Below are 21,015 nucleotides of genomic sequence, written 5' to 3'. Positions count from 1 at the left end.
GATTAAGACGGCTGCCTGTTATGAAAAACAGCAAAGGAGAGAATTTTTATGACAAAATGCGTAATGCTGTGGGTTGGTGCAGGAGACATCGGTATGGCTATTGCCCGCCGTACAGGAACGGGGATGAAGATTATCATAGGAGATAAAATACTGGAAAAAGCAAAGCGCACTGCCGGATTGATGCAAGGAGCCGGATTTGATGCCGTTCCTATGGAAATGGATTTGGCAAGCCGTGCGTCTATTCAGGAATATATAAGCGTTGGAAGAGCGTATGGTAATATTTCTGTATTAATAAATGCCGCCGGCGTATCGCCAAGCCAGGCTCCGATTAAAACGATTTTAAATGTTGACTTGTATGGTACGGCCGTTTTGCTGGAAGAAGTCGGCAAGGTCATCGCCGACGGAGGTGTCGGCGTAACTATTTCCAGTCAGTCAGGGCATCGTCTGTCGGCTCTTAGTCCGGAAGAAGACGAACTGCTGGCCTGTACGCCTGCCGAAGACCTGCTGACATTGGATATGCTGCATCCCTCGCGTATCCGTGATACCCTTCATGCCTATCAGCTGGCTAAACGCTGCAACGTCAAGAGAGTGATGGCTGAATCAGTTCGCTGGGGAATGCGTGGCGCCCGCATCAATTCTATTTCGCCGGGGATTATTGTAACGCCTCTGGCCCAGGACGAATTTAACGGTCCGCGCGGCGATTTTTACAAAAATATGTTTGCAAAATGTCCGGCAGGCAGGCCAGGAACGGCTGACGAAATAGCCCACGTGGCGGAGCTGCTGCTGAGCGAAAAAGGCGCGTTTATTACAGGTGCCGATTTCCTCATTGACGGCGGCGCGACGGCCTCGTACTTTTACGGTCCGCTGAAACCCAGATAAGAAACGGGGAGGAGGATTCCTGTAATTTGTAAAGGGCAACAAAAACTATCTAATCCGAGTTATTGTACCTCCAATCGGCCGCAGCCTTTTTCTGCATAAAAATATCTTCCGGAAACATAGGAGCGATGCTGCCGTCAATTTGCCGGACGATAATTTATATTTGCATTATCTACGCAAGTATATTATAATAAAGCGAGATAACTAAAAAAGCTAGGGGCGCCGCAAGGCTGAGAAAGCGTTTGGATTCGCGCTTGTCCCTCATGTACCTGATTCGGATAATGCCGACGTAGGGAAGCTTTACGGGATTAAAAAGCTCACCTGCGGAGGTGAGCTTTTTTATTTACCTGTTTCTATCATTTCTTTCTATATTTAGGTTAAACTCATTAGCAGGAGGTACGTTTTATGACTTACACAACTCAGATGGACGCAGCCCGCAAAGGCATCGTTACGCCGCAGATGAAAATCGTTGCGGAAAAAGAAAAAATGCCGATGGAAAAGCTCATGAAGCTCGTAGCTGAAGGCAAGGTCGCTATCCCGGCCAATAAGCTTCACACCAGCCTTTCGCCAGAAGCCGTCGGCCAGGACTGCCGCACGAAAATCAACGTCAACCTCGGCGTATCGCCGGAACATAACGACCATGAATTGGAACTGCAGAAGGTGCAGAACGCCATCAACATGAAGGCTGAAGCCATCATGGACTTGAGCAACTTCGGCAAGACCCGCGAATTCCGCCGCAAGCTCGTCGATATGTCTACGGCTATGATCGGTACCGTTCCCATGTATGACGCCGTCGGCATGCTGGAAAAAGACTTGAAGGATATTACTGTAGATGAATTCTTCTCCGTCGTCGAACAGCACGCAGAAGACGGCGTAGACTTCATGACCATCCACTGCGGCATGAACCGCAAGACGGCTGAACGTATCAAGAAGAACCCCCGCCTGACCAATATCGTATCCCGCGGCGGCTCGCTGCTGTTTGCCTGGATGGAAATGAACAATCAGGAAAACCCCTTCTATGAATACTATGATCGTCTCCTCGACATCTGTGAAAAATACGACGTTACCCTGAGCTTGGGCGACGCCTGCCGTCCCGGCTGCACCCACGACGCGACGGACGCAGCCCAGATCGAAGAACTCATTACCCTCGGCGAATTGACGAAACGGGCTTGGGAACACAACGTCCAGGTCATGATCGAAGGCCCGGGCCACATGGTCCTGACGGAAATCGCCGCCAACATGAAGATTGAAAAACGCCTGTGCCACGGCGCGCCCTTCTACGTATTGGGCCCCATCGTCACGGATATCGCTCCGGGCTATGACCACATTACGAGCGCTATCGGCGGGGCCATTGCTGGTGCATCCGGAGCCGACTTCCTGTGCTATGTTACGCCGGCCGAACACCTGCGCCTGCCCGACGTAAACGACGTTAAGGAAGGCATCATCGCCGCCCGTATCGCCGCGCACGCCGCCGACCTGGCCAAGGGCATCCCCGGCGCGCAGGAATGGGACGACGCTATGAGCAAGGCCCGCGTGGAAGTAGATTTTGAAACGATGATTTCCTTGTCCATCGACCCGGAAAAGGCTCGCCGCTACTATGAATCGAGCAAGCCCGAATGCGAAGGCACTTGCACGATGTGCGGCAAAATGTGCCCGGCCCGGACGATGAAGAAAATCCTCGCCGGAGAAGACGTATCGATCCGCTAACCTGAAACTATCTGATATACAGACATAAAAAAAGACACTTTCTGACATGTCGTTGGAAAGTGTCTTTCTTTATACTATTACATGGCCTCCTTACAGGCTCACTTCCAGACGAGGAGCAGGGAGATGCCGAATTCCTTTTTGAATTGCTTGGTCAGCTGGTTCATTTCGTAGTCCGCCGCGTTGTAGGCTACGCCGGGAGCCGTCGTAATGACGGCGACGGCGACGTTTTCCGCAGTGGTGACGTGAATATCCTGGACGACTTGCTCGTACGTAATGTCCGATGCTTCGGCCAAGGCCAGGAAGGTGGAGAGCTTGCGGACCATCGCCCAGTCTTCTGCCGTGACCATGTTGGCGTAGCGGTAGGCCCGCAGGGTCTTGCGGCTGATGCCGTGGTGGAAGCCGGCGATGAAGCTGACGATGAGCTGCTCGCGCTGCGTCAGGCCGTACAGGGGCGCGTGGCCGATCATGAAGGCCGAGTGGCGGGCGTGATCGTAGAAATTGATGATTTTGCCTACGTCGTGAAGCTGGGCCGCCGTCGTGAGGTACAGCCGTTCCCGCTCGCCGTAGCCGTGCAGGTCTTTCAGCTGGTCAAAGAGAAGGCCTGCTGTATGGGTGACCTGCTGGCAGTGGGATTCGTTGACGATGCCGCCCAGGGTGCCGACGAAGTTGCGGATGCTGAATTTCAGGATATCGTCAAAACGAGGCGCAGGCAGGTGGAAGTAAGAGGTATAGTATTCAAAGAACAGCCCTTCGCGCAGGCCGCAGCCGCTGACGACCAGTTCCGGGCTGCCTGCCGTATCGAACAGGGTCTTGATGACGGCGGCGCCGGCGACGATGAGGTCGGCCCGTTCGCTCGACAGGCCGGGGATCTTCTTGCGGTTGGCGCTGGTCCGCGTCGTAATTTCCGTATACAGGGCGTCGAAGTGCTCTGCCGGCAGGATGTAGTTATGCACCTTCGTCAGCTCGTAATTCGTTGTCCGCTGATCCATCTTGGCAAAAGTACGGGCCGTGCCGCCAATGCCGACGAGGGGGAGGCGCAGATTTTTAATCCAGTCGGCAGCGAGGAGCTTTTTCCGTACGAATTTCAGGCAGTCCTGCAGGGCGATTGCGTCTACGTTGCCCTGGAGATTGAATTTTTCCGTAACCGTTACGGCGCCGATGGGGATGGAAACGGAATGAACTGGTTCGCCTTCTTGCACCAGGGTCAGCTCGACGCTGGCGCCGCCCAAGTCGAACAGGAGAAAGTCCTTCATGGCGATGGTGTTGATGACGCCCAAATAGCCGAGATAGGCTTCCCGTTCGCCTGTAATGACAGTCATGGCTACGCCCGTTTCCGCGTAAATCCGCTTCAGGAACTCGTCGCCGTTCGAGGCGTTGCGCACGGCGGCGGTGGCGACGGCGATGCAGTTTTGGATTTCCATAACCTCCATGATGTGCTTATATACCTTTAAGCATTTCATGGCCCGTTCCATGCCGGCGTCGCTCAGTTCGCCCGTCTGGGTAAGGCCTTGCCCGAGGCGTATGGATTCTTTTTCCTGATACAGGAAGGAATACGATTTGTTGTCGTTTATCTGGAGGACGACAAACCGGATGGAGTTGGAGCCCATATCGATGATGGCTAATTTTTCCATTGTATACCTCTTTTCTTTGTAATCCATAATCTTCTGTTATTATACTACATCTTGCCGAGACGATGAAACGATTTTGCAAAATTTGCCGTTAAAACGAAATGGAAATAATTCGTATGACTAAAGAAAATGGGGAGGATTCTTCCGTATTTTTTGCAGAGCCGCCTATTATACAAGCTTTTTTCATTTTTTACACAAATTATACAAAAAGATCGCCACCATCGCCGGTATTTCATGTATAATATATGAAGAGACGGCGGGGAGAGAGTCTTCGCGTCATCAGCAAGGAAGGCGAGGAACTACTATGGAATATCAGGCCAAGCGGCAATTTGGCATCATACATATCGGCACGGTCAATATGACCTTGAAAATCATCGCGTATTCGTCGCTGGACGATATGGAGGTCATTGAAAATGTATCGCGGGAAGTCCAGTACGGCGGGGAAGTCTTTACGCGCCATCACGTCAGCTTCCAGTCTCTCAACGAAATCTGCACGATTTTAAATAAATTCAAGCAGCTCCTGCGGGACTACGACGTCACGGACGTGCGCGTCTTGTCGACGACGGCTATCCGCGAAGCCGACAACCTGCTCAATGTCATCGATCAAATTTATTTCCGCACGGGCTTCCGCGTCACTGTCGTGCGCATGGCCAAGGAAATTTACTATAAATTCTTCGGCTTGTATTATCACGTACTGAAGGGGAAATTCAACTTTGCCGACAAGGCCGTCCTCCTGCTGGATATTACGTCCGGCGGCGTAGGGCTGACCTGCTGGAAATCGGACGAGCTCCTGTTTCAGCAAAACGTCCACATCGGCTCGCTGCGCATTTTGGAAAACTTCACGCCTAAGCAGCGGGAAGAGCTGACCTTTCCGACGGCAGCCCGCGAATACATCTACGGCGCCTTGTCCCCCCTGTGGGCCAGCGTGCGCCATCACGATATTAAATACATCGTCCTGTCGGGCCGGGCGGCAACGCTCATCGGCAAGCTCATGCATAAGGAAGAAACGAACGGCGTCCGCCTCATCAAGGCCGACGAGCTGCGCCAGTTCGTCAATTCCTTCCACGGCATTACGCCCTTTAAGCTCATGCAGCGCTGCAAGCTTTCGGAAAATCTGGCCAACGTCATCATGCCGACGCTGCTCCTGTATTACGAGCTCCTGCGCATCATCGACGTCGACCTGCTGGTCATGATGAGCACGACCTTTACGGAGGGCTATTCCATGCATTACGTAGCCGAGCAGACCGATAATTCTTACGTAGCCCATCAGCGGGGGCTGCTGCTCAACTTGACGCGCCGCATTGCCGGCAAGTATTGGTACGCGCCGGAACATGCCGCCTGCGTAGGCGAGTTCTGCGGTATTTTGTTCAACGCCGTGTATAAGGAAATCGGCTTGAAATTCTCGTGCGGCTACTTGCTGCAGCTGGCGTCGATCCTTCATGAAACGGGCAAATACGTCAACATCCGCAAGCACAATCTCTGCACGTATCACCTTATCATGGAAACGGACTTATTCGGCATTACAGACGAAGAAAAGGAAGTGCTGGCCAACATTGCCTATTACGCCGACGGTGGCGTGATACAGGATTCGTCGGACATGTACGACGTCCTGTCGCCGGAGCAGAAGATTACGGCGGCCAAGCTCGCGGCGATTTTCAGCCTGGCCGACTCCCTCGACAAGAGCCATTTAGGAAAGATAAAGCGCATACAGGCCGAATTGGTCGGCAACGAACTCATCGTCCGCTACCATTCCGATTTGGATATTTCCCTGGAACGGTGGACGTTCATGAAGACGGCCGTCAATTTCGCCGAAGTCTTCGGCATTTCGCCTAAATTACTGAAAGGATAAGTGACTATTTTGAAGTATACAGAACCAGAAAATTATTTAAACCGGGAATGTACGTGGATCAAGTTTAACGAACGGGTTCTGCGGGAAGCCATCGTGCCGTCCAATCCCTTGCTGGAACAGCTGAATTTCGTAGCTATTGCCGCGTCAAATCTGGACGAATTCTTTATGATCCGCGTGGCCGGCGTCAAACACCTCATCGAAAGCGGCGTTAAGCATATCGACATTGCCGGCATGACGCCGCAAGAGCAGTTTGAAGCCATCCAGTCTATGGTACACACGCTGGTGGACCAGCAGTACGAATATTATTCGGTCATTCAGGACAAGCTGCAGCAGGAAGGCCTTCATTTTGTCAGCGTCGACGAGCTGAATGAAGAGCAGCGCATCTGGCTGGACAGCTATTTCGAGCGGGAAATTTACCCCGTCGTCACGCCTATGGCCGTCGACTCGAGCCATCCCTTTCCCTTCCTCGCCAGCCTGAATCTGAATCTGGCCGTCCTGCTGCGCAAGAAACAGGGCGATACGTCGGTAAAGACGGCCATTTTGCCCGTGCCGTCGCCGATCATTCCCCGCATCATCAAGGTGCCCGTAGCTGCCGGCGACGCGAAGCAGTTCCTCTTTCTGGAGGACATCCTCGGCGCCTATGCCAACCGTTTCTTCCTGGGCTGCGATATCCTCGAAGCCGTGCCGTTCCGCATAACCCGCGACGCCGACCTAGATATTGACGACGAAGCGGAAGATTTGCTCGTAGAAGTGGAAAAATCCCTGAAAAAACGCCGCAAGGGCGCAGCCGTCCGCTTGGAACTGGCCCAGTCGGCGAGCCGTATGGTCCGGGAATTCCTGCGCGGCGAGCTGCAGCTGGAAGACAAGGACTTGTATATGATACCCGGCCCCTTGGACTGCAAGGTATTTTTCTCCTTTACGGGAATCGAGGGGTATGATCATCTCCGTTATCCTGCCGCGTCGCCTCAGCCGTCGTATGAATTGGAAGAACTTGGCGCACCTGATATGTGGACGGCCATTGCTAAGCAGGATATTATGGTACATCATCCGTACGAAACCTTTGATACTGTAGAGAACTTTATCAAATTAGCTGCTACAGACCCGGATGTGCTGGCTATCAAGCAGACCCTGTACCGCGTCAGCAGCCGGTCTCCCATCATCGCCGCATTGGCGGAAGCTGCAGAAAACGGCAAACAGGTCACGGTCCTCATGGAAGTTAAGGCCCGGTTTGACGAAGAAAACAACATCTTCATGGCCCGCAAGCTGGAAAAGGCCGGCTGCCACGTTATTTACGGCATCATGGGATTAAAGACCCATTCGAAAATCACCCTGGTAGTCCGCCGAGAAGAAGAAGGCATCCGCCGTTACGTCCATTTGGCGACGGGCAACTACAACGGCAAGACGGCCCGCATTTACACGGACGTAGGCATCCTGACGGCCAATACGCTCATCGGCGTCGACGCCTCAGCCTTTTTCAATCTCCTGTCGGGATATTCTGACCCGCCGCAGTGGAACAAGCTGGCCGTCGCGCCGCTGAATCTGCGCGAACGGATTTATGAAAAGATAGAACAGGAAACGGCCTGGGCTAAAAAGGGCAAGAAAGCCTTCATCGTCGCCAAGATGAATTCCCTCCTTGACAAGGAGGTCATCGCTAAATTGTACGAAGCGTCGGCTGCCGGCGTTAAAATCCATCTCATCGTCCGCGGGATCTGCGTCCTGCGGCCGGGACTGCCGGGAATCAGCGAAAACATCGAAGTGCACAGCGTCGTCGGCCGGTTCCTCGAACACAGCCGTTTATTCTACTTCTACAATAACGGGGAAGAAGACGTATTCATCTCGTCGGCCGACTGGATGCCCCGCAACCTGAACGAACGGGTGGAACTGATGATTCCCGTCGAATACGGTCCCCATAAGGAACGCATCAAGGGAATCCTGTCGCTGTATTTCAACGACAATGTAAAAGCCTACGCCATGAATTCCGACGGCACGTATCGCTACATTGCCGACGAACGGCCGACCGATGCAGCGCCGATTCACGCCCAGATGATGCTCCAGCATGAAGCAGAAGAAAAACACAAAAAGCATAAGAAAAGCAAGCGCCGTTAAGCGCCGTGCCTTCGACGTCCCCTCCCTGCGGAGGGGACGTTTTTTGCGCTTTCATGGAGCAGAAAACCAATATAAAAGGGACGGCATATGAGGAAAGTGGGGGACAGGATATATTTTGCAAGAAAAACAGGATTTTTTCACCACAAAAATATACTTTTTTGAAAAAATTTTACTTTAATGTGGGAAACCATGTAAAGCTCTCTCAAAATCGCCCTTATCACGCAGTATAAACAGCCTTTTCGCAGGCCCTTTAATGTTGACAATCGTGCTGAAGATATGATATTTACCTCATTTTTGCTATTATTGTTAACCGATAAAAATTGACAGGGTAACAGGCCTTTGATAGAATGATTTCCAGTTAGGAGGGATTTGATGAACAAACGATATCAAGGGCCCATTACTCGCATGTATGCAACCTTAGTCGCTTTATTAATCATAGTTTCCTTAGCTGGATTTATTGACAAAGGAAAATCCGTCACAATCCAGACCGACGGCGCGACTCGTTCTGTCTATACGCACGCCGTCAATGCTGACGCGCTGATGCGCGAAAATAATATTGCGCTCGGGTCATATGATGAAATTGAAATGTCCACATCCGAATTATTAGAAGGAACTGCCGTTACGGTTCGCCGGGCCGTTCCCGTCATATTGGAACATAAGGGTAAACAACAAACTGTTATGTCCGCCAAAAAGACCGTACAGGAAGTAGCCGAACAATATGGATACGACGCGGAGAATTATCGTCCCTACGGCGATACGTCCGCGCCGGTCGTTCCTGATATGACGATACGCATTGGGAATATTTCCCGCAAGGCCATCACGGAAGACGAAGTCGTTCCCTTTGCCATTGAAAGCATCCCTGATGAAAATCTGAGCCAGGGTCAGGAAGAAATCGTCCAGGAAGGGATGAACGGCCGCAAGAAGGTCACTGTTCATATCATCAGCCTCGACGGCCAGGTCGTCGGGAAGGAAGTCGTCTCTACGACGCTGGTGACGGAAATGCAGCCCCTGATCCGCCGCGTAGGCACGCAGGAGACCGTAACGCTCAATACGGGCGACGTGTCCAAGTATAAGGAAGTCTTTACGATGGAAGCGACAGCGTACCTGCCGTCGGACGGCAACGGCGCGGGCATTACCAAGATGGGTACCGTCGCCCGTTACGGCGTCGTCGCCGTAGACCCCAACGTCATTCCGCTGGGAACGCGGGTGTATATCCCGGGATACGGCGTAGCCATTGCCGAAGATACGGGCGGAGATATTTTAGGAAACCGCATCGACTTGTGCATGGAAGATTACAATTCCTGCATGGTCTTCGGACGGCGCACCGTGCCGGTATATATTTTGGAATAGAGGCGGAGCCGCTCCGGGCAGTACATGCAGGAGCGGCTTTTTTTGCGTAAAAACGGCTTGTGCAGTCGAAGACAATGTGATATAATAGCAAAGGTTTAAGTACTATGCTTAAAAATACGCACGCTTGGTGAGCCTGCAGCTGTGCTGCTCGGCAGTGACGGCAGGCGATGACCGGGCGGAGGAACAACAGGAGGAGTAACAATTATGGCAGTAGTATCTATGAAACAATTATTGGAAGCAGGCGTTCACTTCGGTCACCAGACTCGCCGCTGGAACCCTAAAATGGCTCGTTTCATCTTCACGGAACGCAACGGCATCTACATCATCGACTTGCAGAAAACCGTAAAGAAAATGGACGAAGCTTACAATTTCGTACGCGACCTGGCTGCTGAAGGCGGCAAGATCCTTTTCGTCGGCACGAAAAAACAGGCTCAGGAATCCATTAAAAACGAAGCCGAACGCTGCAATCAGTTCTATGTAAACGAACGCTGGCTCGGCGGCATGCTGACCAACTTCCAGACGATTGAAAAACGCGTAAAACGCTTGAAGACGCTGGAAAAACAGGCTGAAGACGGCACGTTCGACGTATTGCCGAAGAAGGAAGTTACCATTTTGAAACACGAAATGGAAAAACTCCAGAAATACCTCGGCGGCATCAAAGACATGAAGAAACTTCCGGACGCTCTCTTCGTTATCGACCCGAAAAAAGAAGAAATCGCCGTATCGGAAGCCCGCAAATTGAACATCCCCATCATCGCTACGGTTGACACGAACTGCGATCCCGACCTCATCGACTACCCGATTCCGGCAAACGACGACGCTATCCGCGCCGTAAAACTGCTGACCGGCAAAATCGCCGACGCCGTTTTGGAAGGCAACCAGGGCGAACAGGTTGAAGAAGGCGCCGCTGAAGAAGCAGCCGTTGAAACGGAAGCTGTCGCTGAAGAAAACTAAGACATCGGCCCTTTGAGAACTACATGGCTCATTATATAAAGGTAAGGAGTGCTTCATTCCTTACCTTTATTCAAACTGTATATTATGTTTAGGAGGAATATCTAAGATGGCTATTACAGCAAGCATGGTAAAAGATTTAAGAACAAAAACTGGCGCTGGCATGATGGACTGCAAAAAAGCGCTCGCAGCTACGGATGGAGATATGGAAAAAGCAATCGACTTCCTTCGCGAAAAAGGCTTGGCAGCCGCTGCTAAAAAAGCAGACCGCATCGCAGCTGAAGGCTTGGTTTACTCCTATATCCACGGCAACGGCCGCATCGGCGTTCTCGTAGAAATCAACTGCGAAACGGACTTCGTAGCCCAGACGGACAACTTCAAAGACCTCTGCAAAGACATTGCAATGCAGATCGCCGCAGCTAACCCGGCATACCTCAAGAGAGAAGACGTTCCGGAAGACGTTCTCGAACATGAAAAAGAAGTTCTCCGCCAGCAGGCTCTGAACGAAGGCAAACCGGAAAAAATCGTCGAAAAGATGATCGTCGGCCGTATCGAAAAATTCTACAAAGAAAACTGCTTGCTCGACCAGGAATTCATCAAAGATTCCGACAAGACGATTCAGCAGGTTATTACTGAAAATATCGCTAAAATCGGTGAAAAAATCGACATCCGCCGTTACACCCGCTACGAATTGGGCGAAGGCCTCCAGAAGCGCAACGACGATTTCGTTTCCGAAGTTATGGCACAAGCTAAATAAGATTGCATATAAGAGAACACCATTTTCGTGTTCTCTTATTTTCTAATGTGACTTTATACGGCGCGGCAGCGCCGGGAGCAGGAGGCCTTGGTATGGAAACGAAAAAATATAATCGCATTGTATTGAAATTGAGCGGCGAAGCGTTGGCGGGAGCCCAGGGATACGGCATCGACCCGGAAACGGTCGAAACAATTGCCAAGCAAGTCGTAGAAGTAAATAAGCTGGGCATTCAGGTAGCTATCGTCGTAGGTGGCGGTAATATCTGGCGCGGCCTGTCGGGCAGCGCAAAAGGCATGGACCGCGTATCAGCTGACTACATGGGCATGCTGGCAACGGTCATGAACGCCCTGGCGCTGCAGGACGCTATGGAAAAGAACGGCGTTGCGACGCGCGTACAGACGGCTATCAACATGCAGCAGGTTGCAGAACCGTACATCCGCCGCCGGGCGATCCGCCACATGGAAAAGGGCCGCGTCGTCATCTTCGGCGCTGGTACGGGCAATCCCTATTTCTCTACGGATACGACGGCGGCACTGCGGGCTGCAGAAATCGAAGCCGACGCAATCCTCATGGCAAAGAACGGCGTAGACGGCGTATACGACAGCGACCCGAAGCTCAATCCCGACGCGAAGATGTTCCGCCGCTTGTCCTACATGGATGTCATCAATAAAGAGCTCAAAGTCATGGACGCGACGGCTACGACGCTGTGCATGAACAATAACATTCCCATCGTCGTATTCAACATCGACGTCGAAGGCAATATCATCGCCGCCGCCAGCGGAAAAGATTTGGGGACATTAGTCGACAAAGAAGGCTAAAAGCTGTATTATATACATATATACCATTATTACGATTAAGGAAGTGAATAGTATGGACGTAAAGACCTTATTAACGCAGAACGAAGAAAAGATGGATAAGACCATAGAAGCATTGAAGCGCGATTTGGCTTCGATTCGCACTGGCCGGGCCAGTACGACGCTACTGGACCGTATCAGCGTTGATTACTATGGTACGCCTACGCCGGTCAAGCAGGTTGCAAACGTATCCGCCCCGGAACCGCGCCTCATTACGATTGTTCCCTGGGAACGGAAAATGCTCGGCGACATCGAACGGGCTATTTTGAAATCCGATCTGGGCTTAAACCCGAACAACGACGGCACGATGATCCGCCTGGAAATCCCCCAGCTGACGGAAGAACGCCGTAAAGAATTAAGCAAGAAGGTCAGCAAGGACGCCGAAGACTCTAAGGTCGTCATCCGCAATATCCGCCGTGACGCGAACGACGCCATCAAGAAGATGGAAAAGAAGAAGGAAATCACGGAAGACGACAGCAAGGAAGCCCAGGAAAATATCCAGAAGCTGACGGACAAGAAGATCAAGCTGATCGACGAAATCAAAGCGAAAAAAGAAAAAGAAGTCATGGAAGTATAATGGATATACGAAATTTTATTGGCATGCCGTTACGGTATGCCATATCTGTATTACAGGAAAAAAACGTGCCGTATGAAGTAGAGCGCACGACGGCGCGAAGCCGCTTTTTTCCCCGCGATGAAGAAGATCCCTACGTCGTCCGGGCCCGCGAGCGGGACGGCGTCGTATATCTTCTGGTAAACGCGAATTTGAAGAAAAGCGAAAGCGTAACTCGCATGCTGCAAGGTGGAGAAGTGCAAGAATGATTAACTTTTTAGGAAAAAAGAAGAAGGAAGAACGGCATACAGGAATAGAACTGCTCGATACGAACAACATTCCCCGCCACGTCGCCATCATCATGGACGGCAACGGCCGCTGGGCTAAACGGCGGAGCATGCCGCGCAGCTACGGCCACAGGGCCGGCGCGGACACGCTGAAGAAAATTGTCGCCGCCGCCGGGGAATTAGGAATCAAGGTGCTGACGGTATACGCCTTTTCGACGGAAAACTGGAAACGGCCTGACGAGGAAGTTTCCTATATTATGAAGCTCATGAAGGAGTACCTGAGCAAAAACCTTCTGGAACTGAACGAGCATAATGTGCGCCTGCACTTTATCGGCGATTTGAGCCGCCTTTCCCCGTCGCTCCGCCAGGCCTTTGACGAAGCGGAACGGAACATGGCCGGAAACACGGGATTGATTTTAAACGTCGCCGTCAATTACGGCGGCCGCCTGGAACTGACCCAGGCCATGCAGAAGCTGGCGTCCGACGTCAAGGCCGGCCGTCTGGAGCCGGAGGATATTACGGAAGACTCCCTGGCTTCGTATTTGTATACGGCGCCGGAAAACGACGTGGACCTGCTCATCCGGCCCGGCGCGGACAAACGGGTCAGCAATTTCCTGTTGTGGCAGATGGCTTACGCCGAATTCTGGTATACCGATTTGTGCTGGCCTGATTTTACAAAAGAGACGCTCATAGAGGCGATTCTCGCCTTTCAGGGCAGAGAACGCCGCTTTGGCGGTTTGAAATAAGGTAGGTAAACGAAACATATGTTGGCAAAACGAATTATAACCGGCGTCATAGGCGGCGCCCTGACGATAGGGATTATCTATGAAGGGGACTGGCTGTTTTTTTTCATGATAATCCTGCTGGCTATTTTGGGATGGCATGAGTATTGTAATTTAGTCCGCAAACTGGGCGCGAATCTGTCGGAACGGATGGGAGCGGGATGGATCGTCTGCTTTTTTGCCGCCTATTGGTTCGGCAGCGTAAAGGTGATGATGCTGCTGGCCGTAGCCGCCATGCTGTGGCTGCTGCTGCAGACCGTCCTGTTTCATGGGAAGATAAAGCCTGTAGACAGCGCCTATACGCTGTACGGCCTGCTGTACGTAAGCGGAGGCTTTTTAGCTATGCTGGCGCTGCGAAACGGGCAGATTGCATCGTATATGACCGACGCTTTTTCGTCCGTCATGCTGGAGCCGGCGCGCTTTTTCATGTTTCTCCTGATTTTTTCCACGTGGGCCAGCGATACCTTTGCCTTTGCCGTAGGAAAAGTTAAGGGGAAAAATAAATTGTGCCCGTCCATCAGCCCCGGCAAAACGCAGGAAGGGGCTTTGGGAGGCTTTATCGGCACCGTCGTCACGGCTCTCGTCTTTTCGCTTATTTTCCAGTTTTCCCTCATCCACGCCTTAGCTATCGGCATCATCGTCGCCGTGGCGGCTCCTCTCGGCGACTTGGTAGAATCGATACTGAAACGAGTCTGCCAGGTAAAGGATTCGGGGACGCTGATTCCGGGGCACGGCGGCGTGCTGGATCGCTTTGACAGCCTGCTGTTCGCCGCTCCGGCCGTATATGTATATCTCACACTCATCGCCTGAGAGGAGGCCCTGCATTGAAGAAAATTATCATCCTCGGCAGTACGGGGTCGATCGGCACCCAGGCCGTCGACGTCATTGAAGCTCATCCGCAGCTGTTTACCCTCGCCGCCGTTGCCGCTCATTCGAACTGGGAGCTGGCAGCTCGCCAGATTCAGGCCCACGGCGCAGCCTTTGCCTGCATGACCGACGAGCCGGCAGCCGAAAAGCTGCGGCAGGAAGTAGGCGAAAGGTGCACGGTTTTTTCCGGGCCTGAAGGTCTGCTCAAACTCATTGACGAATGCGAAGCCGATATGGTGCTGACGTCCTTAGTCGGGGCTGCCGGCATTGAGCCGACGCTCCATGCCATCGAGAAGGGGCTGGATATTGCCCTGGCCAACAAGGAAACCCTCGTGGCGGCAGGCGAGCTGGTCATGGCCGAGGCTGCGCGCCGCGGCGTCCGCATCCTGCCTGTCGACAGCGAGCATGGAGCGATTTTCCAATGTCTGGAAGGACGCAGCGGCAGTGAAGTCGACAAGCTGCTGATTACGGCCTCAGGCGGCCCCCATTTTCACCGGCCATTGGAAGAATTCCCGTCCATTACGGTAGAGCAGTGCCTCAAGCATCCGACGTGGAATATGGGCGGCAAGATTACGATTGACTCGGCGACGATGTTCAATAAGGGCCTGGAAGTCATCGAAGCGCACTGGCTGTTCGATATGCCCTACGACCGCATCGAAGTCGTCGTCCAGCCCCAGAGCATCATCCACTCGATGATACAATTTACGGACGGCTCCGTCCTGGCTCAGCTGGGAATGCCCGATATGAGGCTGCCGATTCAATATGCCTTTACCTATCCGCAGCGCTATCCCGTGCGCGGAGCTAAGGCTATTGACTGGAAAACGTTGGGCAGCCTGGAATTCTTCGCGCCGGATCCTGAAAAATTTCCCTCCCTGCCCCTGGCCTATGAAGCAGGGAAGGCGGGAGGCACGATGCCCTGCGTGCTGAACGGGGCGAACGAAGTCGCCGTATACGCCTTTTTGCGGCGGGAAATTTCTTTTACACGCATATTTGACGTCGTACGCACCGTCATGGAACGCCATACGGTATGCCGCGACGTTTCCTTAGACGCGATTCGCAGCGCCGACGCCTGGGCCCGTCGCTGCGCGGCGTCTTTACTGTAGAAAGGTGTTGGGACATTGGGTATTACCATTGCAGCGACTGTATTTGTATTCAGTCTCATCGTATTTGTCCATGAATTTGGACATTTCATTACAGCAAAATTAACGGGCATGCAGGTCGACGAATTTGCCATCGGCTTTGGCCCCAAGATTTACAGCTGCACCTATGGTTCGACGCTGTATTCCCTGCGGGCCGTGCCCTTGGGCGGATTTAACCGCATCGCCGGCATGACCGAAGACGAGCCGCTGAACGAACGGTCGTTTTTGAATAAGCCCGTTCCGTCCCGGCTGCTGGTCATTGCCGCCGGCGGCATCATGAACTTTCTGCTGGCGATTCTCATCTTGTGGGGCGTTACCTTTGCCGTAGGCACGATGACCGTATCGCCTCAGGCCGTCGTCGGCTCGGTCATTGAAAACTCCGCAGCCAGCCAGGCCGACATGCAGGAGGGCGACCGCATCGTATCCATCGGTGGCACGGCTATTACGCAGTGGAGCGATATTTCTCAGGCCGTAGCCGAACACAGCCGATCTGTCGTCACCGTCGTCGTCGAACGGGACGGCAAGGAGCTGAGCCTGGACATGATCCCTCAGGTAGACAGCCAGTCGCAGCGCGCTACCCTCGGCATCATGCCGGTCATAACGAAACAGTCCCATGGATTTTTTGAATCGGCCGGCATGGCCGTTCAGCGGACGGGGCAGCTTTGCCAGCTCATGCTCGTCGGCATCTATGAAATGATTACCGGCGAAACGAAGGCTGACCTGGCCGGACCCATCGGTGTAGCCCAGCTGGCCGGGCAGGTAGCGTCCGTAGGCTTTGTAAACCTTCTCGTCTTTACGGCCTTCCTGAGCATCAACCTGGGCATTTTAAATCTGCTGCCCATTCCGCTGTTAGACGGCGGATATATTATCCTGCTGATTTTAGAAGGAATTTCTGGCCGGCGTATGCCTAAAAAGGCGCTGCAGTACATCCAGGCGACAGGCATGGTAATTCTGGGAGTGCTGTTCTTATTCGCCATGTTCCAGGACATCAGCCGTTTTTAGAAAGGCCGGATTACTATGAAACGAAGACATTCACTTCCCGTAACTGTCGGGAATCTTACGATAGGGGGCGACGCTCCCATTTCGGTACAGACGATGTCGACGATTACTCCTGCCGATGAGGAGCGGGCCGTCGCCGACGTGCGCCGCCTGGCCTCTTACGGCGCGGAAATCGTGCGGTTTGCCGTTCCCGATATGGCTGCCGCTAAGGGCTTGAAGGCTGTAACTGCCGCGTCTCCCGTGCCGATCGTCGCCGATATCCACTTTGACTATCGGCTGGCTTTGGAGGCCGTAGACAGCGGCGTCCATGCCCTGCGCATCAATCCCGGCAATATCGGCGCCGATGAAAACGTCGTAAAGGTGGTGGAAAAGGTGCGTTCGCGCCAGATTCCCATCCGTATCGGCATCAACGCCGGCTCGCTGCCGGAAGACCTGCTGGAAGCGAACGGCGGCCATCCTACGGCCGAAGCCATGGTGGAAGGGGCTTTGCGCCATATCCGTATCCTGGAACGGCTGGATTACCGCAATATGGTCATTTCCCTGAAGGCGTCCGACGTACCGCTGATGATCGAAGCCTACACGGCCCTGGCCGAAAAGGTTCCTTACGCCCTGCATTTAGGCGTGACGGAAGCCGGCCTGGTCCGTGAGGGCAGCATTAAGTCGGCCATCGGCATCGGCCATCTCTTGTACAACGGCATCGGCGATACGATCCGCGTGTCACTGACGGGCGATCCGGTGGAAGAAATCGCGGCCGGGCAGACGATTCTCACAGCCCTGGGCCTCAGGACCTTCGGACCGACGCTGATTTCTTGCCCGACCTGCGGCCGTACGCAAGTCGATTTAATCGGCCTGGCTCAGGAAGTACAGGAAGCCTTATCCGGCATCACAGCGCCGATTAAGGTCGCCGTCATGGGCTGCGTCGTCAACGGTCCCGGTGAAGCGCGGGAAGCCGATTTCGGCATCGCCGGCGGCAAGGGAATGGGCATCGTCTTTTCCCACGGCAAGGTGTTGAAGAGCGTGCCTGAAAATCAGCTCGTACCGGCTTTGCTGGAAGAAATACATAAATCTATTACAAAGGAGTCTTAAGTCTATGTTAGCATCAAAATTATATAGTCCTACGCTGCGGGAGATTCCGGCAGACGCTGAGATTGCCAGCCATCAATATATGCTGAAAGCGGGCATGCTGCGGAAAAACGGCAGCGGCTTGTACAGCTTCCTGCCCTTGGGCCGCCGCGTGACGCTGAAGGTAGAACAGATCGTCCGCGAAGAAATGGACGCTACAGGCGCCCAGGAAATCATGATGCCCATCATGCAGCCTGCCGAAATCTGGCATGAATCGGGCCGGTGGAGCGCTTACGGTCCGGAAATGTTCAAGCTGCAGGACCGCCATGACAACGGCTACTGCCTCGGGCCGACCCATGAAGAATTGATTACGACGCTTCTCCGCAACGAACTGCGTTCGTATAAGCAGATGCCCCTGATCCTTTGGCAGATGCAGAATAAATACCGCGACGAAATCCGTCCCCGCTTCGGCCTCATGCGTAGCCGCGAATTCGTCATGAAGGACGCCTATTCTTTCGATGTTGACGAAGAAGGCCTCCATAAGACCTATCAGATTATGTATGACGCGTACGACCGCGTATTTACGCGCTGCGGCTTGAATTTTAAGCCCGTAGAAGCAGACAGCGGCCAAATCGGCGGCAGCCATACCCATGAATTCATGGCCCTGGCCGCAGCTGGCGAAGCCGAAGTCGTCTCCTGCTCGAAGTGCCAGTATGCCGCCGATATTGAAAAGGCCGTCCCAAATACGCTGGACATGGCGGCTGAAGACGCAGCCGACGTAGAGCTCATCGAAACGCCGAACTGCTCGACCATCGAAGATCTGGCCAACTTCCTGCAAATTCCCGTAGAAAAGACGATTAAAGCCGTAGCCTTCGACGTAGATGGAAAAACGGTCCTCTGCATGGTTCGCGGCGACCATGAAGTAAACGACGTAGCCGTACAGAATCTTGTCGGCGGCAATACGATTGAACCGGCGACAGACGAAGAACTGAAGGCTCACGGCCTCCAGCCCGGTTATATGAGCCCCATGGGCGCAGATACGCCGGATAATGAAAGCTTTTATGTCATCGTAGACCCGACGGCAATGAACGTGCCGAACGGCGTGACCGGCGCTAATAAGCACGGCTATCATTATAAGAACGTCAATCCCAAACGGGATTTCCAAAACGTCACGGTTGCTACGATCCGCCTCATGACTAAAGACGACGTCTGCCCGCACTGCGGCGCGCCTATCGACATCGTCCGGGGCATTGAAGTCGGCCAGGTATTTGAACTGGGCACGAAATACTCCGAAGCCCTGAATGCGACTTTCCTCGACCAGAACGGCAAGGCCAAGCCCTATGTCATGGGCTGCTACGGCATCGGCGTAACCCGGACGATTGCCGCGGCTATCGAACAGTTCCACGACGACAAGGGCATCATGTGGCCCGTAGCCATCGCGCCGTACGAAGTCGTCGTCGTACCCGTCAGCAGCAAGGACGAAGAACAGATGAAGATTGCCGAAGGGCTGTATACGCAGCTGAAAGGCATGGGCGTCGACGTCCTCTTTGACGACAGGAACGAACGGGCCGGCGTAAAATTCAACGACGCCGACCTCATTGGATATCCCGTCCGCATCACCGTAGGCAAGAAGAGCGCCGCCGATCAGACCGTAGAAATTAAGGTGCGCCGTACGGGCCATGAAGAAGTCGCCGCCATCGCCGACAGCGCCGCCCGCGTGCAAGCTATTTTAAACGAACTCCGCGCTAACAATATGTAATACCTGTACATACTAAGAGACGATAAACGGATACTACCGCATATCGTCTCTTTTCTGTTGCCTCTTGACAAATGCAAAATGATAAGGCCAATCCAATTTAATATAACTTTAATGCCTTTCTTGTCAAAGTTTAATCATTATTCGTCATACTATTGATAAGAATAACCTTTCATCGACAAGGAGGCGACAAGCATGAACAAGATAGAACGGCAGGAACAACAGCTGATGCAGCACATCCGGCAGAAGCGCTGGAATGAGTGCTTGCAGCTGGCGGAGCAGCTGCGTAAAGAAAGCGGAGAGAAACGTCTGCTTCAGCTGGCAGAACAGGCCTACTGCGCCGTATTGGCAGATCCGGCCCGTCGGGACGACAGATGCGCGCTCCAAGGATTGGCCTCGTTATACTATCGGGATTATATGGTACGATTTACGAGCCGGCCTTTCGGCGCCTTGCCCTATGACAAACAAGAGTGCTTTCAGAAGGCTAGGGATACGTTGGAACTCTTGCTGGAAAAGGGGCGGCAGCCGGAGCAGCTGTACCGCTATGCGCAGATATTATACAGAAATGCCAAAGATGGACAAGGACAAGGCGATTTTGCCGCTCTCTGCCGGCAAAAGGAGCAAGCCTATAGGGTGTATGACGAAACGGTATCCTTGCTGGAAAAATGGGGCCCAGCCGATAAAGGGCTGTACTGCCGCGCCTGCTACGGCTTGTCCCGCTGCGGCCTGGAATCGTTTTCCCTTAACTCCTTCGTACTGGAAGAGCTGATGCTCGTATTTTCCGTACCGAGCAGCGTATACGGCAGCCGCGGCGGCCATCTGGCCCGGCTTCGCCGCATCTATGACTGCTTGGAACGGGTGCTGGAAATAGAAGGCTTGCCGCGCCATATCGAAGACATGGCCGCCGTCATACAGGCCAAGCAGGCCTACGAGAAATCGTGGGATATATACTACCTCTTAGGTAAGCTGTTCGACTGCGCCGGCCAATTTTCCCTCTGCCATAACAAAGAAAGCGCCCGTCGCCTGGCAGAACGTTATTACAGCTATGCCTGTGAAATAGACGCAGCCCGACGCCGGGCTCAGCAACGGGTCCCCGGCTTTCAGCACATGTATACGGCATTGCTGACCTTTTATCAGCGTCATCGCCGGGAAGACCAGTTTTACGCCGCATGGGAGCAATACCATCCGCTCGTCGGTTTTTCCGCCGAGTTTCACTTTTTATCGCAGGCTCGCTGGCTCATCATCTGCAAGGAATACGAGGCAGCCCGGCATTACCTGGCGGCGCAGCTGCAGGAGAGGCAGTGGAGTCATAGCGTTGTACGGCGAGCTGTCGTCCTGCAGGACATGGTTCAGGTAGCCATCAGCGGCAGTACAACCGGATTACAGGGGATATATAAGCCGTTTCAGATGCAGCAGCTAGATAAAATCAGCCGGCAGGAACCGTATATGTCTCCGTGCAGGGGATAAAAACTTACGCGTTGCGGCAAACCTA

At 53.3% G+C, this 21,015-nt stretch carries 18 protein-coding genes and 1 riboswitch; of the genes, 17 read left to right on the top strand and 1 reads right to left on the bottom strand.

Annotation, left to right across the window (positions count from 1 at the left end):
* The first annotated feature begins 48 nt into the window (after positions 1-48).
* Positions 49-879, top strand: coding sequence for an SDR family oxidoreductase (locus DKB62_RS00610; protein WP_107195486.1), 831 nt, complete (start codon positions 49-51; stop codon positions 877-879).
* Positions 880-1,081: 202 nt separating this feature from the next.
* Positions 1,082-1,189, top strand: a riboswitch (TPP riboswitch).
* A gap of 92 nt (positions 1,190-1,281) precedes the next feature.
* Positions 1,282-2,583, top strand: a complete 1,302-nt coding sequence (thiC, locus tag DKB62_RS00605) for a phosphomethylpyrimidine synthase ThiC (protein WP_087477442.1) — start codon at positions 1,282-1,284, stop codon at positions 2,581-2,583.
* 98 nt (positions 2,584-2,681) lie between these two features.
* Here thiC and ppx read toward each other — a convergent pair whose 3' ends face one another.
* Complete coding sequence (ppx, locus tag DKB62_RS00600; protein WP_095628879.1) at positions 2,682-4,214, bottom strand: exopolyphosphatase; 1,533 nt, start codon at positions 4,212-4,214, stop codon at positions 2,682-2,684.
* A 301-nt stretch (positions 4,215-4,515) separates the two neighbouring features.
* Between ppx and DKB62_RS00595 the strand changes: the two genes are divergently transcribed.
* The 15 genes from DKB62_RS00595 to DKB62_RS00525 all read left to right on the top strand — a co-directional run bounded on the left by DKB62_RS00595 (position 4,516) and on the right by DKB62_RS00525 (position 20,990).
* On the top strand, positions 4,516-6,060 hold the full coding sequence (locus tag DKB62_RS00595; RefSeq protein WP_087477440.1) for a Ppx/GppA phosphatase family protein: 1,545 nt from the start codon (positions 4,516-4,518) through the stop codon (positions 6,058-6,060).
* 9 nt (positions 6,061-6,069) lie between these two features.
* Complete coding sequence (gene ppk1, locus DKB62_RS00590; protein ID WP_239477942.1) at positions 6,070-8,166, top strand: polyphosphate kinase 1; 2,097 nt, start codon at positions 6,070-6,072, stop codon at positions 8,164-8,166.
* A gap of 372 nt (positions 8,167-8,538) precedes the next feature.
* A complete protein-coding gene (locus DKB62_RS00585; RefSeq protein ID WP_087477439.1) occupies positions 8,539-9,516 on the top strand; it encodes a resuscitation-promoting factor in 978 nt (325 codons plus the stop codon).
* Between the two features lie 204 nt (positions 9,517-9,720).
* Positions 9,721-10,470 carry a 30S ribosomal protein S2 gene (rpsB, locus tag DKB62_RS00580; protein ID WP_087477438.1) on the top strand — a complete coding sequence of 250 codons (750 nt, stop codon included), beginning with the start codon at positions 9,721-9,723 and terminating at the stop codon, positions 10,468-10,470.
* A gap of 106 nt (positions 10,471-10,576) precedes the next feature.
* Positions 10,577-11,224: a translation elongation factor Ts gene (tsf, locus tag DKB62_RS00575; RefSeq protein WP_087477437.1), complete on the top strand. Its 648-nt coding sequence runs from the start codon at positions 10,577-10,579 to the stop codon at positions 11,222-11,224.
* Between the two features lie 92 nt (positions 11,225-11,316).
* Positions 11,317-12,042 carry a UMP kinase gene (gene pyrH / locus DKB62_RS00570; RefSeq protein WP_087477436.1) on the top strand — a complete coding sequence of 242 codons (726 nt, stop codon included), beginning with the start codon at positions 11,317-11,319 and terminating at the stop codon, positions 12,040-12,042.
* Between the two features lie 52 nt (positions 12,043-12,094).
* Entirely contained in the window at positions 12,095-12,655 is a 561-nt protein-coding gene (frr, locus tag DKB62_RS00565; protein WP_087477435.1) for a ribosome recycling factor, read from the top strand.
* Positions 12,656-12,720: 65 nt separating this feature from the next.
* Positions 12,721-12,900 carry a hypothetical protein gene (locus DKB62_RS00560; protein WP_232818738.1) on the top strand — a complete coding sequence of 60 codons (180 nt, stop codon included), beginning with the start codon at positions 12,721-12,723 and terminating at the stop codon, positions 12,898-12,900.
* Positions 12,897-13,664 carry an undecaprenyl pyrophosphate synthase gene (locus tag DKB62_RS00555; RefSeq protein WP_087477433.1) on the top strand — a complete coding sequence of 256 codons (768 nt, stop codon included), beginning with the start codon at positions 12,897-12,899 and terminating at the stop codon, positions 13,662-13,664. The genes DKB62_RS00560 and DKB62_RS00555 overlap by 4 nt, the downstream gene beginning before the upstream one ends.
* Positions 13,665-13,682: 18 nt before the next feature.
* On the top strand, positions 13,683-14,510 hold the full coding sequence (locus tag DKB62_RS00550) for a phosphatidate cytidylyltransferase (protein WP_107195487.1): 828 nt from the start codon (positions 13,683-13,685) through the stop codon (positions 14,508-14,510).
* A 14-nt stretch (positions 14,511-14,524) separates the two neighbouring features.
* Positions 14,525-15,670 carry a 1-deoxy-D-xylulose-5-phosphate reductoisomerase gene (locus DKB62_RS00545; protein WP_087477431.1) on the top strand — a complete coding sequence of 382 codons (1,146 nt, stop codon included), beginning with the start codon at positions 14,525-14,527 and terminating at the stop codon, positions 15,668-15,670.
* A 15-nt stretch (positions 15,671-15,685) separates the two neighbouring features.
* The gene (rseP, locus tag DKB62_RS00540; protein WP_107195488.1) at positions 15,686-16,708 is read left to right on the top strand and encodes an RIP metalloprotease RseP; all 1,023 of its coding nucleotides are present in this window, start codon (positions 15,686-15,688) and stop codon (positions 16,706-16,708) included.
* 15 nt (positions 16,709-16,723) lie between these two features.
* A complete protein-coding gene (ispG, locus tag DKB62_RS00535; RefSeq protein ID WP_107195489.1) occupies positions 16,724-17,791 on the top strand; it encodes a flavodoxin-dependent (E)-4-hydroxy-3-methylbut-2-enyl-diphosphate synthase in 1,068 nt (355 codons plus the stop codon).
* Positions 17,792-17,795: 4 nt separating this feature from the next.
* Entirely contained in the window at positions 17,796-19,526 is a 1,731-nt protein-coding gene (locus DKB62_RS00530; RefSeq protein ID WP_087477428.1) for a proline--tRNA ligase, read from the top strand.
* 192 nt (positions 19,527-19,718) lie between these two features.
* Complete coding sequence (locus tag DKB62_RS00525) at positions 19,719-20,990, top strand: hypothetical protein (RefSeq protein ID WP_107195490.1); 1,272 nt, start codon at positions 19,719-19,721, stop codon at positions 20,988-20,990.
* The last annotated feature ends 25 nt before the right edge of the window (positions 20,991-21,015 follow it).

This window comes from Megasphaera stantonii, from assembly GCF_003367905.1.
Taxonomy (GTDB): Bacteria; Bacillota; Negativicutes; order Veillonellales; family Megasphaeraceae; genus Megasphaera; species Megasphaera stantonii.
This window is presented reverse-complemented; position numbering and strand designations above follow the sequence as displayed.